The following is a 15,380-nucleotide window of genomic DNA, read 5'->3' as shown; positions in this document are numbered from 1 at the left end:
AGATAAATGAATGGGTATAAAGTTAGTGGCAATAGACTTAGATGGGACTTTACTAAATTCGGATCGAACTTTGTCCGAAGAAAATCGCTTAGCGATTAAAAAAGCAAAAGAACAAGGCGTTCATATCGTCTTGTGTACAGGACGTCCCTTACGTTCTATGCAACATTTACTAGAGGAAGCAGATTTATTAGATGATGAAGATATTGCGATTACTTACAATGGAGGACTTATACAAAGAACCAAAAGTGGTGAAGTCATTAATGAAATAACTTTTAATCGGGCACAATGTTTAGATATTTTTGAGATGGCGCAACAGTTAAATATGCCTGTGAATTTTATTGATTTAGACTACATTTATGAACCACCTTATCCGGTTGGAGTAGAATCGCATTACACATCAACAAACCGTTATGTGCCTAAACAAAACGCTCTTCAGCTTAAAGAAATAGATATAGATCATTTACCTGATCCGTTTACCATTAACAAAATTGTCATTTCTAGACCGTCTGATGAATTAGATGCTATTATTCCAAAAATTCCAGCTCACTATCATGAGAAATATAATATTTATAAATCACAACCCTTTATTTTAGAAGTCTTGCCTAAACATGTAGATAAAGGCTTTGCGATGTGGATATTAGGAGAAATATTAGGTCTAGAAAAAGAACAAATTATGGGAATCGGTGATCAAGAAAATGATTTGTCCTTGGTTGAAAATGCTGGTTTAGGAGTGGCCATGGATAATGCAATCAATCGAGTAAAAGAAGCTGCTGATTTTATCACCCAATCAAATGATGAGCATGGGGTAGCGCGCGCTCTTGATAAATTTGTACTAAAAGATTAATCGATTCTCTCATTAAATAGCACAACCCTTAATTTAAAATGAAACAGATCTATGGTACAATTTAGTAGAGTTTAGTATAAAAGTATAGAAAAGAGGCTGACCAGATTGAGTTTATTTGACCGAATTAAATCAGTCTTCACTGGTGAAGAAGAACAACAAGAAGAAAATAAAGTAGAACAACAAGAATTATCGACTTATGAAGAAGGATTGGAAAAATCCCGTAAATCATTTACCCGTCGTTTCAAAGAAATGATGGCAAATTTCCGTTATGAAGATGAAGAGTTTTTTGAAGAATTAGAAGATCTTCTCATTGAATCGGATGTTGGTTTTGAAGCTACTATGGAAATTTCTGATAAAATGCGGTATGAAGCTAAAGTTGAAAATATTCGAACGGTAGAAGATGCTGAACGCGTTTTGGTTAGAACAATGATTGAGATGTATGAAGAAACAAATCCTAACTATATTGAATTTAACAAAAATCCAAAAGGCTTAACCGTACTTTTGTTTGTTGGGGTAAATGGTGTGGGAAAAACAACAACCATAGCAAAATTAGCTCATCAACTGATTGAAGAAGGCAACTCCGTTATGCTTGCAGCAGGGGATACCTTCCGAGCAGGAGCCATCCAACAGCTTGAAGTTTGGGGAGACAGAGTGGGAGCTGAAGTTGTTTCAACGGAGCAAGGAGGAGATCCTTCTGCAGTCGTTTTTGATGCTTTGAAACAAGCAGAGGAAAAAAAGATAGACTACCTTCTTGTAGATACAGCTGGACGTTTACAAAACAAGAAAAACTTAATGGATGAACTGGCAAAGATGAATCGTGTGATTGAACGAGAAATTCCAGATGCACCACACGAAACGTTACTCGTCTTAGACGCAACAACAGGACAAAACGCTTTAAATCAAGCCAAACAATTCCAGGAAGTTACGAATATTACTGGGATAGCCTTGACAAAGATGGATGGAACCGCAAAAGGTGGGATTGTTTTTGCAATTGGTAAAGAGCTAAATATTCCGGTTAAATTTGTAGGACTTGGAGAGTCAATGAATGATCTTCATGAATTTAGTTCAGAAAAATTTGCCTATGGTTTATTTAAAGATTTAGTGAGTTAAAAATAAAGTTTCATTTAAATCATACTAAAAAGAGAAATAGGGTTAAAAATGGAATTAGAAAAAACGTTAAAAATGAACCAATTGTTTTCTTTTTATGGTGAATTATTAACTTCTAAGCAAAAAGATTACATGTCAGATTATTATGAAGAAGATTATACATTGGCTGAAATTGCTGATAATTATGGAGTAAGTAGACAAGCAATTTATGATAGCCTTAAACGAACAGAAGATACATTATTGGACTATGAAAAGAAACTTCACTTAGTGAAAGAGTTCGAACATCGAAGTGAAATATTAAAGAATATAAAAGAATATCTTGAAGAAAATTATAAAGAAGATGAGCAATTAAATAAGCTCATTAATGATGTAATTCAAGATTCAATCAGAGAGGAGAACTAACTCGAATGGCCTTTGAAGGTTTGACTGGGCGGTTGCAAGATGCTTTTTCATCTTTACGTAAAAAAGGAAAAGTTTCAGAGCAAGATGTCCAAGACGCCATGCGTCAAGTCCGTTTAGCACTATTAGAAGCGGACGTAAACTATAAAGTAGTAAGAGAATTTGTTAATAGTGTTCGAGAGAAAGCAATCGGAGAAGAGGTACTTGAAAGTCTTAATGGAGGACAGCAAGTTGTAAAAATTGTTTACGATGAGCTATCTGAATTGATGGGTGGAGAACAAGCGGAAGTAGTTACTTCTTATATTCCACCGACTGTTTATATGATGACAGGTTTACAAGGTGCCGGTAAAACGACAACTGCTGGTAAGCTTGCAAACTTTTTAAGAAAAAGTAAGAATATGAAACCTATGTTGATTGCAGCAGATATTTATCGTCCTGCAGCAATTGACCAGCTACAAACGATTGGTGAACAGTTAAATATTCCTGTCTTTTCTATGGGAGACCAAGTCAGTCCGGTAGAAATTGCGAAAAAAGGTTTAGAAGAAGCTAAAGCGCAAAATCGTGATTTAGTAATTATTGATACGGCTGGACGTTTGCATATTGATGAAGTCTTAATGACCGAATTAAAAGAAATCAAAACCGCAGTAGATCCTGAAGAAATTTTCTTAGTCGTAGATGCTATGACTGGACAGGACGCAGTAAACGTAGCAGATTCATTCAACGACCAATTAGATATTTCAAGTGTAATTTTAACGAAGCTAGATGGTGACACACGTGGTGGTGCAGCTTTATCTATTCGAAAAGTTACAGGTAAACCAATTAAATTTACGGGTACAGGGGAAAAACTAGATGCTTTAGAACCGTTTTATCCTGATCGAATGGCCAACCGTATTTTGGGTATGGGGGACTTGCTTACTTTAATTGAGCGTGCTCAAGAAGAAGTGGATGAAAAAAGAGCTGAAGAGCTTGCTCAAAAAATGGCAGAAAATCGTTATGATTTTAATGACTTCATTGAGCAAATGGATCAGATGCGCAATATGGGTCCTTTAGAGGATTTATTAAAGATGATTCCAGGGGTCGGAAATATTCCAGGCATGGATGAGTTTGAAATGGATGAAAAAGAGTTAGACTATATGAAAGCAATTGTTATGTCCATGACTCCTGCTGAACGAGAAGACCCAGACTTATTGAATCAGAGTCGTCGTCGTCGGGTGGCAGAAGGTTCAGCACGCTCTTTAAATGAAGTGAACCGTTTAATTAAACAATTTAAGCAATCTCGTGAAATGATGGCGGGTATGTCCGGTGGTAAAATGCCTAAAGGATTGGGACAAATGTTTGGCGGTAAGAAAGGCTTTGGTGGTGGCGGAAATCCACTCCAAGGACTTGGTGGAGGAGCTCCAAAATCAAATAGAAACCGTAAAAAACGTAAAAAGATTAAGCGCAGAAAATAAGAGTCTAAAAGAGTATCTCAATTTGCAGATACTCTTTTTTATTGCATTTTTCTTTAGTGTAAAGAAAAAAAGCTTTACATGTTTATTGATCCATGTTATTATAGTTTTCGTGAGTTAGAACAAGTCAAGTAAATATACTTAACAGAAAATTCTGAACTCCCTATAATAGTTAAAATTTTTAACTATTGAATAAATATTAGGAGGAAATATAAATGGCAGTAAAAATTCGTTTAAAAAGAATGGGATCTAAAAAACGTCCATTTTACCGTGTAGTTGTAGCAGATTCTCGTGCACCTATTTCAGGACGTATTATTGAATCAATTGGAACTTACAATCCAATCGCAGAACCAAAAGAAGTTGAAATTGATAATGAACTTGCTTTAAAATGGATGCATGAAGGTGCAAAACCATCTGATACCGTTCGTAAATTATTCTCTGATCGTGGATTAATGGAACAATACCACAACGAAAAATTAGAAAATAGAAAAAATAAGTAATTTTATTTATGAATAATTGAAAAAGGATGACAATATAATCATTCTTTTTCAAAGTATAAGGATGAGAACATGACAGACCAAGAAATGAGAAATTTAATTACGACTATTGTCACAGCACTTCTTAGTCATCCTGAAGATCTAAAATTAGAACTTCAAGAAACAGATGATTTCCATGAATATTTATTATCTGTGAATCCAGATGATGTAGGACGTGTGATCGGTAAACGCGGACGTATTGCAAAAGCAATTCGTTCAATTGTTTATAGTGTTCAATATGATGGACCAAAACGTGTTCGTTTAACAATTGTCGACTAAAGCTCGTCCGTAATAATAGCTTTCTGAAATATCTTTTATTAGATATCTTAGAAAGCTATTTTTTTATTTACCTTTAAAAAACTAAGTAAGATCTGTATAAAATTTCAAATATCTAAAAGCTAATATAATAGTATTTTTAGTTTGACTTCATTAAAAGTTTAGCCTATACTAAAAACAATAAATCTTACAATTTAAATTGATTCAAATAAAAATTGTTTTTAGAAATAGGAGATGAAAGAATACATGCTAGAAATTAAAAATCTCTCCGTAACTTATCCAAATAACGTAAAAGCATTAGAGGATGTCACGGTTTCTATTCCATCTGGAAAACTAGTGGGCGTTATTGGACCAAATGGAGCAGGAAAATCGACCTTATTAAAAGGTGCGTTAGGGATGGTTAATCGCTCAGGAAGTGTAGCCTTTGAGGGAGAACCAATCGAAAAAATTCAACAACGAATTGCTTATGTGGAACAAAAAGGAAACTTAGATATGGACTTCCCGATTACTGTTTTACAATGTGTGCTATTAGGGACTTTTCCTAAATTAGGATGGTTTAAACGACCAGGGAAACAAGAGAAAGAAATTTCTATGGATGCTTTAAAGCGAGTTGGTATGGAAGAATTTGCGAATCGCCAAATTAGTGAACTATCTGGTGGTCAGTTTCAACGCGTATTACTCGCAAGAACGCTTGCTCAGGATGCTGTTTTAATATTCCTAGACGAACCCTTTGTGGGAATTGATATTAAGAGTGAAGGAATTATTATGGACCAACTGTTTAAGTTGCGTGATCAAGGAAAAACAATTTTAATTGTTCACCATGACTTAACAAAAGTTGGTAAGTATTTTGACGGACTAATTTTACTAAACAAACGTTTAGTTGCAAGCGGCGAAGTCGATGAAGTTATGACGCATGATAACCTTGCTAAGGTATTTGGCGAAGGTGCCTTCACAGATATAGGAGGTAATTAAAGATGTTTGGACAATTTATAAGTGATTTAATGAATTATGGTTTCTTACAAAACGCATTAATTACTGCAATTATTGTAGGGGTGACCTGTGGAGTCATCGGTAGTTTTATCACATTAAAAGGAATGTCTTTAATGGGAGATGCAATCTCTCACGCGGTACTCCCTGGAGTAGCAATTTCTTATATGCTAGGTATTAATTTCTTTTATGGAGCTGTTGTTTCTGGTTTATTAACTGCTCTAGGTATTAATTATGTCGATCAAAAAAGCCGTATAAAATCTGATTCGGCGATTGGTATAGTCTTTTCTGCTTTCTTTGCATTGGGTGTTATTTTAATGGGGAAAGCTCAGAGTGCTATTGATTTAACATCAATTTTATTCGGAAATATTTTAACGGTAAGTAACTCGGACCGATATATTACGATGGCTGTTGGTCTCCTTGTTATTTTAGTAGTTTTTCTATTTTACAAAGAATTATTCATTACAACCTTTGATCCTACCATGGCAAGAGCATATGGACTACCCGTAGATAAAATTAATTATGGGATTATGATTTTATTAACCTTAGTTTCTGTTGCCTCTTTACAAACAGTCGGTGTTATATTGGTTGTGGCTTTGTTAATTACCCCAGCTTCTACAGCTTATTTACTAACAAGTAGCTTAACTAAAATGATTGGAATTAGTGCTTTATTAGGAGCAATTTCAGCAACTGTAGGTTTATACTTTAGCTTTTCATATAACCTTCCATCTGGTGCTGTTATTGTAATCGTAGCCGCTGTGATGTTTGTGATGGCTTTATTATTTTCTCCCAAACAGGGGCTAGTGTGGCAAAAGTTAAATTATAATAATAATAATTAATTGGAAAAAGGAGATTTTATTAATGAAAAATATAAAAATGAAAAGTATTTTAAAAAACCTCACATTTGCTTTAATGGCAATATTTCTTGTCGCTTGCGGAAATGGAACAGATACACCTGAGGAAAGTAACAATGATGGCGAAGATACCCTGCATGTTATCAGTAGTTTTTCTATTTTGAGCGATATGGTTGAGAAAATTGGGGGAGATTATGTTCAAGTGCATAACCTCGTTCCAATTGGTACTGATCCTCATGATTATGAACCACTCCCTGAAGATATTAAAGCTGCAACAGATGCAGATTTATTATTTTACAATGGATTAAATCTTGAAGGTGGAGAAAAAGGTTGGTTCTTTAGATTAATAAATTCTGTTGGACAAGCCGAAGAAAATATATTCGAAGCTTCTGAAGGTGTTGAACCAATGTATCTAGCGGATGAAGAAGGAAAGCAAGAAGTTAACCCTCATGCTTATATATCTCCTAAAGTTGGAATACAAATGACTGAAAATATCCGTAAGGCTCTTATTCAAGCGATGCCAGAAAATGAAGAATACTTTGAACAGCAAGCCAAAGAATATTTAGAACATCTAGAAAAGATTGATGCAGACTACACTGAAAAAATAGATAGTATTCCTGAAGAAGATCGTGCCTTTATTGCAAGTGAGCAAGCCTTTCAGTACATGACTGCTGAATATGGATTAAAAGAAGGATACATTTGGGCAATAGATACAGATGAAAATGGAACACCGGAGCAAATAAGAAATGCTGTTGAATTTGTCAATGAAAACCAACCGAACGTCTTATTTGTTGAATCGAATGTAGATAGAAGACCAATGCAAACCGTATCGACAGAAACAGGCGTTGAAATTTATGAACGTCCAATTTTCTCTGATGAGATTGGTAAGCCTGGTGAAGAAGGCGATTCATATACTGATTTTTTGGAATACAATTTAGATGTTATCTTTAATGGTCTAACGAAGTAACGTTAAAAAGGACTTTTATAAAAGATCTACAGAATTCACTGAATTGTGTAGATCTTTTTTGTATAATAGATTACACAAGAAGAAATGTTTCATAAATATATTTTACAAAATAGGAGAAAAATATGACGACTTATTTAAATGTAGGTAAAATTGTCAATACACATGGCATTAAAGGTGAGGTTCGTGTTCAATCCATTACAGAACATCCAGAAGAACGCTATCAAGCAGGCTCAAAATTGGTCATTGAAATGAATAAAAATGAGCAATTCCCAGTAACCGTGAGATCACATCGCGTGCATAAAAATTTTGATCTTTTAATGTTTGAAGAATTTACTTCAATCAATGATGTTGAAAAATTTAAAAATAAAATGCTCCAAATCGATGAAGAACTACTTCCTGAATTAGAAGAAGGCGTTTATTATGAAAATGACATTATTGACTCAAAGGTATTTGATGAACAAAAAAATGAAATTGGACGTCTGAAAGAAATCTTATTTATGCCTGCTAATGATGTTTGGGTTGTTAAACGTCCGGGTAAAAAGGATCTTTTATTGCCTTTTATTGAATCGGTTATCTTAAAGGTAGATACCCAAAACAAAGAGATTATGGTTCGTGTTTTAGAGGGGTTAGATAGTGATGAAGATTGATATTTTAACGCTCTTTCCTGAAATGTTTGAAAGTCCGTTTAATTATTCAATGGTTAAACGTGCCATTGATGGCGGACAAGTGGAGATTCAACCCATAAATTTTCGGCAGTATGGAGTAGGAAAGCATCAAATGGTGGATGACACTCCTTATGGTGGGGGAGCAGGGATGTTATTAAAACCGGAGCCTATCTTTGAAGCGATTGATGAGATTGATAAACAAACTTCTGCTAGTAAAAAAAGAATTATCTTGATGGATCCAGCCGGTAAACCTTTCAATCAAGCGATGGCAGAAGATTTTTCAAAAGAAGAGCATCTCGTTTTTATATGTGGGCATTATGAAGGGTATGATGAACGTATTCGAACACTGGTAACAGATGAAGTATCCTTGGGCGATTATGTTTTAACCGGTGGTGAATTAGCTGCAATGGTTATGATAGATGCTACCGTACGTTTGCTACCAGGGGTTGTAGGAAATGAAGCTTCTGTCGTTGAAGATTCACATTCAACAGGATTACTTGAACATCCGCACTATACTCGCCCAGCTGTTTATAAAGGAATGGAAGTACCTGCTGTACTGACAAGCGGCCATCATGGAAACATTAAAGAATGGCGCCATAAAGAATCCCTTCGAAGAACTTTACAACGTCGTCCTGATTTAATTGACGAAATGGAATTAACAACAAAAGAACAAGAATGGTTAGATGAATTTTCAGCGGAATAAAGCTGAAAAATGAGTTAAAACACCTCTGTTTTCAAAATTAGAGGTGTTTTAATTTTGGGAAGACTTTCTAAGGCTATATTGGCAGTTGTTTTAAACCAATGAAAAAAGATAAAACATGTGTTAAAATATGATTAATACAAATGGAAAAATGGAAGGTAAGTATATGACAAATTCAGAAAAAGTAATTCAAGCGATTCAATCTGGAAATTTAGAAGAAGTCGATGAATGGATTCAACTAGCATTGGATGAAGATGATGAAGAAACGTTATATCTACTTGGAAATTCTTTATACCAACTTGGCTTTTTAGAAGAGACAAAGAAAGTTTACAATCACTTAATTGATATTAATCCGCAAGATGATGAGTTGAAAATTTACTTAGCTGAAATAGAAATTGAAGAGGGAAATGAGTTAGAAGCTCTTGAGTTATTACATTCCATTGAGAATACCAGCTCATCTTATACACAATCTCTACTCGTACAAGCTGATTACTATCATCTAAATGGCCTACCTGAAGTAAGTATTCAAAAATTAGAAGAAGCTGAAGAATTAATCCCGCAAGAGCCCGTAATTAAATTTGCGCTTGCTGAGGTTTATTTCACAATAGCAGAATATCAATTGGCCGTAAATTATTATGAGTTCTTAATAGAAGAAGGTCTTGAGGAAATAGCAGGAACGTTAATTAATGCTCGTTTAGGAAATGCTTATCTCATGTTAGGTAATTATGAAAAAGCCATTGAGAATTTAAACGAAGCTTTATCGTTCAAAGATGATCCCGAAGTCTATTATCAATTAGGATTTGCGTATATTCAAAAAGAAGAATTCTATCAAGCAATTGATACACTAAAGCAGGCAAAAGAAATGGATCCTAGTTTAATTTCGGTCTATATCCTTTTAGCTGAAGCTTATCAACAACTCAACGACTTAGAACAATCCCTACAAACGATTGAAGAAGGACTTACAGTGAATGAGATGAATATTGAGTTGTATTTAAAAGCAGCAGAATACGCTGGAAAACTCAATATTAATGAAAAAGCAAGTAACTTTTATCATGAAGCTTTAGATATTGAACCTGAAAATGAGCGAATTTTATTAAGATATGCTGAATTTTTAAATCATCTCGATCAGTATGAAGAAATAATTGAATTATTTGAAAAAGCTCCTGAATCTGTTCGATCATTACCAGAAGCATTATGGTTATTAGCGACTACAAACAATGAACTCGATGAATATGATCAGGCTCGAGATTACTTCGATCAAGCCTACAATGAATTAAATGATCATTTAGACTTTTTAAAGGACTATGCCTTTTTCCTACGCGAAGATGGTCAAAGAGAGAAAATGCATGAAGTATTAGAGAGATATACCAGTATAAATCCTGAATATGACGAAGAGATCGCATCTTTGAAGGAAGATTATCTATATTAATAATGCCTTGATGGGTGAGAGGTGAGAACATGAATACATCCATTACTAATGAAAAAAAGAAACATTTTTTGAAATGGTTTACGAAAAGACATACATTGAACCGTCGAGAATCACTTTGGATCTTAGATTATTTATATAACCATGATATTATGTTAGAAAAAACATACTTTGTAGAATCTGTCGATCAATCTCCGCGAGGAATTTACATGTCAGCCAAAGATAACCACCATCCAACTTTTCGGTTCTATAAAAATGGTCACACATTTAAAGATGCTATGCAGGCCTTTCATGAAATACGATTAAATTGGAGCTCCAAATTATATCTTGAAATTGACTTTGAAAATGCATGGCAAACACCCGAATACCTAGCCGTTCTAGAAGATAATCCATATGCTCGTTGGAATGATAACATTCCAAAAGAAACTATGGAACAAATGGATGAGGCATTAACCTATGAAACATTATTGATTGCTCGTCATGAACTGCTAAATAAAATTGATGAAAGTTTAATTGAAGGGCAAAAAGATAGTTTTGCAGATCTTACGAAAGTCTTAAAAGATATAGAGCGTAAAATTGACCAATCAATTGTATAATTTTGATTCATTTTACACTTAACAGAAAAACAAATGAAAGGGTTATGCTTGTGGAAATGGAAGAAATGCAACAAGTCGTTGATGATTATATTCGTCAGTTTAAAGTCGGTTATTTCTCACCATTGGCTATGATGGCTCGAGTGACGGAAGAAGTTGGAGAACTTGCTCGAGAAATTAATCACTATTATGGAGAAAAACAAAAGAAAAGTTCGGAAGACGAAAAAGAAATAGAAGAAGAACTAGCAGACGTTTTATTTATTATAATTACAATGGCTAATTCTTTAGATATTGATTTAACCGAAGCATTTGAACAAACCATGCGTAAATTTGAAACACGAGATAAATATCGTTTTGAACGAGTTGACGAAGAAACTTCTGAATAAAAGGTTGTATTTAAATGAAAAATAAATTAGTGATTGATGGAATATTTGAAGAAACTGTACCTATTCTTGAAAAAATAATAGATGCAGGTTTTGAAGCTTATTTTGTAGGAGGAAGTGTTCGAGATCATTTATTGAATCATGAAGTAAATGATGTAGACATTGCTACTAGTGCACTTCCTTATGAAGTAAAGAAAATTTTTAATAGAACAGTAGATGTGGGCATAGAGCACGGAACAGTGCTTGTCTTATACAATAATGAGAGTTATGAAATTACAACCTTTCGAACCGAATCTACGTATAAAGATTTTAGACGTCCAGATTCGGTTACTTTTGTGCGATCATTAAGAGAAGATCTTCGAAGAAGAGACTTTACAATGAACGCCATTGCGGTTGACACAAAAGGGCATATTTTTGACCCGTATCAAGGAATGAAAGATTTAAAGGCAGGGATTATACGAGCTGTTGGAAATCCTCATGAAAGATTTCAAGAGGATGCTTTACGTATGATGCGCGCAGTGCGTTTTGCGGCACAACTAAATTTTGAAATCGAAGAAGAAACCCAAATTTCAATAGCAGAGAATGCTTCCTTACTGCAAAATATTGCAGTTGAACGTATTCAAATAGAATTTGAGAAATTATTAATTAGTTCATGGCGCTCAAAAGGTTTACAGGCTATGATTGATTCTCAACTTTTTAAGTACTGCCCTGAATTAGAGGATAAAAAAGAAGCTCTTTATTCATTAATTTCTGATCAAATTTCCTTTGAAAATGCGGAATCAGCCTGGGCCTTTTTACTGTATAACATAGATCGTTATTCATCGAATCAAGTATTCAGTCCTATCCATTTTTTGAAAAAATGGAAGTTATCGAACAAGATGATCCAAAATACATTAACTCTCTATCAAGGTCTGAAAAAGCGAGCTGAGAATCAAGAATTAAACACTTGGGAAATTTTCAATTTAGGAATTGAGGCGGCTTTAGATGTTGAATCACTATTGGCTCATTTAGACCAGGTTCCAAAACACGACCAAGTTAATCATATTTATGAGAATTTACCTATTCATAAGAAAGAAGAATTAGCACTTACTGGTTATGATCTAATGAAAAAAACGACAAAAAAGCCTGGAAAATGGATGAGTGAAGCTTTAGATACAGCACTAAAAGCAGTTGTAAACGGAGACGTACAAAATGAAAAAGAAGCCATCTTACAATGGTTAGATACAGAAAATAAAATTCCTTATATAAAAGATACAGAGTAATCGGAATGGAAATGAGGTGTAAATGTTTTGCGACCTGAACAAATATACGCAATTGTAGATATAGAAGCGACTGGCGGAAGTGTAGGGGCTGATGAGCGAATTATTCAGTTTGCTTGTGTTTTGCTACAAAATGGCGAAGTAATTCATACCTTTGAAACTTATGTAAATCCAGGGAGAAATATTCCCTATAATATTAAACAACTAACAGGTATTTCAAATAAAGAGGTTAGAAGAGCGCCTTATTTTGAAGAAGTTGCGCCTATCATCATCCGTTTACTGGAGGATACCGTTTTTGTCGCCCATAATGTAGGGTTTGATTTTCGTTTTTTAAATGAACAATTACGACTTCATGATTTTCTAATGCTTGATATCCCTGCCATTGATACCGTTGAGTTAACGCAAATCATTTATCCAACTTTGGATAGTTTTCAATTGGAAGATATTGCTTCGTCATTAGGGTACGATCTACTGAATGCTCATAATGCTTTAGCTGACGCAAAAGCGACAGTTTATGTTTTTAAAGAACTCTTTAAAAAAGTAACGAAGCTTCCTCTAGTGACCTTGGAAAAACTAGAAAAACTTTCTTCCAGTACGACCCATGAGACTTTTTTATTCTTTAGGGAAGCTTTAAGCTATGCCAGAAATTTTAAAGCTCCATTGGCAGAGGATTTAGTTGTAGTGAATCAACTTGCGATGAAAAATCCTGAACATTTGACTGTTCATGAGACCCAATCAGAAAAAACTAGCTATCCATTTTCAAAAGAAGAAAAGGAAAAGTATCTGCCTTCTGATTATTCTTTTCGTGAAGTCCAAGCGGAGATGATGGACCTAATTTATAATTATTTAAATGCTGATTTATCTCTTGAAAAATTAGCGATTGAGGTCCCACCAGGAGTTGGAAAGTCTTTGGGTTATTTATTTCCAGCAGCTTTCATAGCGACTCCAAAAAAACCAATAGTTATTAGTACATATACTACAGTATTACAAAATCAGTTAATCGATGAGACGCTTCCTGTTTTAGAAAAGATGCTCCATCGGAAAATAAAAACAACTCTAGTTAAAAGTAGTGAACATTATTTATCCTTAAGTGTTTTTGAACGTTGGCTAAAACAAATTACAGCAGAGGACTCTGAAGCGTATCTGTCCATGCGTATTTTAGTGTGGTTAACGGAAACAACGACTGGCGATTTGTCTGAAATAAATGCTGGAAGTCATTTAGATCTATCTTTTTGGCATGATATACGTGCCACGAAGAATCAATATACAGACGATTATTGGAAGGATTACGATTTCTATGAGCGGATTAAAGCAACCAGCAAAGACAGTGAAATTATTATTACGAATCATCACTTCTTAGCCTATGATTGGAAAAATAAAGAACCTGTTCTTTCGAACATAGAAAATTTAATAATTGATGAGGCTCATCATTTTGCGGATGTAGCTACTCAAAGTAATACGATTTCTTTAAAAGGAACGGAAATAACGACCCATTTAGAAAAAATGGGATCTTTAACAAATGAAACAGGAATTTTTAAGCTGATTTATTATTTGAGTGAACAAAATATTATTAAGAAATATGATATGCAAATTCTTGCACGAACAACAAGTGCCTTTCATGAAACATGGAATAATTTGTATGAAGAACTTATTTTGTATTTTAGTCAGCAAGATTTAATGCAGAGGAAAGATTCTAATTTTATTGAAGATGAATATGAATTAGATTTCCTGACACTCAAACAAAAAAAATGGCGTAAAAATATTTTATATAATGCTGAAGAATTTATTCTAACGAGCCAAAAAATTATAAAAAAAGCCTATGAGTCTTTTGATAAATTATCGGTTGAATATCAATTGTTATTAATTGAGTTAGGGAATTTAACTACCTATATTAAAGACTGGTATGATCGCTTAAAACATACGCTGACCTTTGATAAAAATTCTCCCAAAGCTTTACGTTGGGTAAGTTTTTTACCTGATGATTTAACACGCACTTTTGAATTGCATGTTTTAAAATGGGGTGAGAGTAATTCATTGGTAGATTATCTAGCGACTCATTCAAAAGTAGTGTTTACAAGTAGCACGTTATCTTTTCAAGATTCGGAACAATATTTTTCAGGTCAATTAAAGAATTTGCCGATGCAATTTCACCCGCTTGAAAGTCCTTTTGATTATGGTAAACAAGTGAAGTTAATGGTGCCCGAACAGCGAATCCATCCAAAAGAAACCCAAAAAACTGAGTATGCAAAACAATTAGCTAAAAGTATTCGTGAAATTTTAATGGATACAAAAGTTAATACGATTATCCTTTTTCGTTCTTTAGAGGTTTTGCAAGATGTATATGCAATCCTTATTGAAGATAAGCAGTTGTTTGATTATTTATTTCTTGCTCAGTCGATATCAGGTACGCGGAATCGTATTTTGAAAAATTTTAAACGCAATAAACCGGCCGTTATTTTGGGGGCGGATAGTTTCTTTGAGGGAATTGATTTGCCGGATGAAGAATTAGAACTTGTTATTTTAACTAGATTGCCTTTTCCTTCACCTAACACGCCTTTAAATCGTTCTAAAATTGGCTATTTAAAACAGCAAGGAATTCATCCGTTTATTGGAGAACTTTTGCCACAAGCAATTTTAAAATATAAACAAGCTTTTGGTCGCTTAATTCGGAATGAAACAGATCACGGGGTTATGGTGGTTTTAGATGACCGAATTATATCTGCTAGTTATGCAAAATCGTTTATTGATGCTCTACCAAAAGGTGTTTCTATGGAGATCTATCCAAATGAACAATTAGGAAAAGAGATTCAGAAATTTCTCGGAAATTAGCTCTTAAATAACGTGTTCAATTGATAAAATCATAAGATCCGTTATTTAAATTAGCTTAATAGTTTGCTATAATGAATGAGTTGAATTTAAATGAAAGGAATGGGCCA

16 protein-coding genes are annotated in these 15,380 nt (G+C 34.1%); all 16 read left to right on the top strand.

Annotated elements, in window-relative coordinates; all coding sequences use genetic code 11:
- Positions 1–10 precede the first annotated feature (10 nt).
- The 16 genes from BUB96_RS03805 to BUB96_RS03730 all read left to right on the top strand — a co-directional run bounded on the left by BUB96_RS03805 (position 11) and on the right by BUB96_RS03730 (position 15,273).
- Entirely contained in the window at positions 11–844 is an 834-nt protein-coding gene (locus tag BUB96_RS03805; RefSeq protein WP_073296675.1) for a Cof-type HAD-IIB family hydrolase, read from the top strand.
- Positions 845–949: 105 nt separating this feature from the next.
- A complete protein-coding gene (gene ftsY, locus BUB96_RS03800; protein WP_073296673.1) occupies positions 950–1,954 on the top strand; it encodes a signal recognition particle-docking protein FtsY in 1,005 nt (334 codons plus the stop codon).
- A 48-nt stretch (positions 1,955–2,002) separates the two neighbouring features.
- Positions 2,003–2,353, top strand: coding sequence for a putative DNA-binding protein (locus BUB96_RS03795; protein WP_073296669.1), 351 nt, complete (start codon positions 2,003–2,005; stop codon positions 2,351–2,353).
- Between the two features lie 5 nt (positions 2,354–2,358).
- Positions 2,359–3,801: a signal recognition particle protein gene (ffh, locus tag BUB96_RS03790; protein WP_073296665.1), complete on the top strand. Its 1,443-nt coding sequence runs from the start codon at positions 2,359–2,361 to the stop codon at positions 3,799–3,801.
- A gap of 212 nt (positions 3,802–4,013) precedes the next feature.
- Positions 4,014–4,298, top strand: coding sequence for a 30S ribosomal protein S16 (rpsP, locus tag BUB96_RS03785; protein WP_073296662.1), 285 nt, complete (start codon positions 4,014–4,016; stop codon positions 4,296–4,298).
- A gap of 69 nt (positions 4,299–4,367) precedes the next feature.
- On the top strand, positions 4,368–4,613 hold the full coding sequence (locus BUB96_RS03780) for a KH domain-containing protein (RefSeq protein ID WP_073296659.1): 246 nt from the start codon (positions 4,368–4,370) through the stop codon (positions 4,611–4,613).
- Between the two features lie 243 nt (positions 4,614–4,856).
- On the top strand, positions 4,857–5,582 hold the full coding sequence (locus BUB96_RS03775) for a metal ABC transporter ATP-binding protein (protein ID WP_073296655.1): 726 nt from the start codon (positions 4,857–4,859) through the stop codon (positions 5,580–5,582).
- 2 nt (positions 5,583–5,584) lie between these two features.
- Positions 5,585–6,436 carry a metal ABC transporter permease gene (locus tag BUB96_RS03770; protein ID WP_073296651.1) on the top strand — a complete coding sequence of 284 codons (852 nt, stop codon included), beginning with the start codon at positions 5,585–5,587 and terminating at the stop codon, positions 6,434–6,436.
- Positions 6,437–6,458: 22 nt separating this feature from the next.
- A complete protein-coding gene (locus BUB96_RS03765; RefSeq protein WP_200789027.1) occupies positions 6,459–7,418 on the top strand; it encodes a metal ABC transporter solute-binding protein, Zn/Mn family in 960 nt (319 codons plus the stop codon).
- Positions 7,419–7,540: 122 nt separating this feature from the next.
- Complete coding sequence (gene rimM / locus BUB96_RS03760) at positions 7,541–8,065, top strand: ribosome maturation factor RimM (protein ID WP_073296646.1); 525 nt, start codon at positions 7,541–7,543, stop codon at positions 8,063–8,065.
- Complete coding sequence (trmD, locus tag BUB96_RS03755) at positions 8,055–8,786, top strand: tRNA (guanosine(37)-N1)-methyltransferase TrmD (protein WP_073296643.1); 732 nt, start codon at positions 8,055–8,057, stop codon at positions 8,784–8,786. The genes rimM and trmD overlap by 11 nt, the downstream gene beginning before the upstream one ends.
- A gap of 163 nt (positions 8,787–8,949) precedes the next feature.
- The gene (locus BUB96_RS03750; RefSeq protein WP_073296717.1) at positions 8,950–10,212 is read left to right on the top strand and encodes a tetratricopeptide repeat protein; all 1,263 of its coding nucleotides are present in this window, start codon (positions 8,950–8,952) and stop codon (positions 10,210–10,212) included.
- Between the two features lie 29 nt (positions 10,213–10,241).
- Positions 10,242–10,805: a YpiB family protein gene (locus tag BUB96_RS03745; protein ID WP_073296640.1), complete on the top strand. Its 564-nt coding sequence runs from the start codon at positions 10,242–10,244 to the stop codon at positions 10,803–10,805.
- Between the two features lie 56 nt (positions 10,806–10,861).
- Positions 10,862–11,188 carry a nucleotide pyrophosphohydrolase gene (locus tag BUB96_RS03740; RefSeq protein ID WP_407639285.1) on the top strand — a complete coding sequence of 109 codons (327 nt, stop codon included), beginning with the start codon at positions 10,862–10,864 and terminating at the stop codon, positions 11,186–11,188.
- A 14-nt stretch (positions 11,189–11,202) separates the two neighbouring features.
- The gene (locus BUB96_RS03735; RefSeq protein ID WP_073296629.1) at positions 11,203–12,447 is read left to right on the top strand and encodes a CCA tRNA nucleotidyltransferase; all 1,245 of its coding nucleotides are present in this window, start codon (positions 11,203–11,205) and stop codon (positions 12,445–12,447) included.
- Between the two features lie 27 nt (positions 12,448–12,474).
- The gene (locus BUB96_RS03730; RefSeq protein ID WP_073296626.1) at positions 12,475–15,273 is read left to right on the top strand and encodes a helicase C-terminal domain-containing protein; all 2,799 of its coding nucleotides are present in this window, start codon (positions 12,475–12,477) and stop codon (positions 15,271–15,273) included.
- Positions 15,274–15,380: the final 107 nt, after the last annotated feature.

This window comes from Atopostipes suicloacalis DSM 15692 (genome assembly GCF_900129085.1).
GTDB classification, from domain to species: domain Bacteria; phylum Bacillota; class Bacilli; order Lactobacillales; family Carnobacteriaceae_A; genus Atopostipes; species Atopostipes suicloacalis.
Note: the sequence above shows the minus strand (reverse complement) of the source record. Positions and strands in the feature narration are given on the sequence as shown.

Coding starts and splice junctions, on each gene's coding strand:
- BUB96_RS03805 (WP_073296675.1), top strand. CDS start 11: ATGGGTATAAAGTTAGTGGCAATAGACTTAGATGGGACTTTACTAAAT.
- BUB96_RS03795 (WP_073296669.1), top strand. CDS start 2,003: ATGGAATTAGAAAAAACGTTAAAAATGAACCAATTGTTTTCTTTTTAT.
- ffh (WP_073296665.1), top strand. CDS start 2,359: ATGGCCTTTGAAGGTTTGACTGGGCGGTTGCAAGATGCTTTTTCATCT.
- rpsP (WP_073296662.1), top strand. CDS start 4,014: ATGGCAGTAAAAATTCGTTTAAAAAGAATGGGATCTAAAAAACGTCCA.
- BUB96_RS03780 (WP_073296659.1), top strand. CDS start 4,368: ATGACAGACCAAGAAATGAGAAATTTAATTACGACTATTGTCACAGCA.
- BUB96_RS03775 (WP_073296655.1), top strand. CDS start 4,857: ATGCTAGAAATTAAAAATCTCTCCGTAACTTATCCAAATAACGTAAAA.
- BUB96_RS03770 (WP_073296651.1), top strand. CDS start 5,585: ATGTTTGGACAATTTATAAGTGATTTAATGAATTATGGTTTCTTACAA.
- BUB96_RS03765 (WP_200789027.1), top strand. CDS start 6,459: ATGAAAAATATAAAAATGAAAAGTATTTTAAAAAACCTCACATTTGCT.
- rimM (WP_073296646.1), top strand. CDS start 7,541: ATGACGACTTATTTAAATGTAGGTAAAATTGTCAATACACATGGCATT.
- trmD (WP_073296643.1), top strand. CDS start 8,055: ATGAAGATTGATATTTTAACGCTCTTTCCTGAAATGTTTGAAAGTCCG.
- BUB96_RS03750 (WP_073296717.1), top strand. CDS start 8,950: ATGACAAATTCAGAAAAAGTAATTCAAGCGATTCAATCTGGAAATTTA.
- BUB96_RS03745 (WP_073296640.1), top strand. CDS start 10,242: ATGAATACATCCATTACTAATGAAAAAAAGAAACATTTTTTGAAATGG.
- BUB96_RS03740 (WP_407639285.1), top strand. CDS start 10,862: ATGGAAGAAATGCAACAAGTCGTTGATGATTATATTCGTCAGTTTAAA.
- BUB96_RS03735 (WP_073296629.1), top strand. CDS start 11,203: ATGAAAAATAAATTAGTGATTGATGGAATATTTGAAGAAACTGTACCT.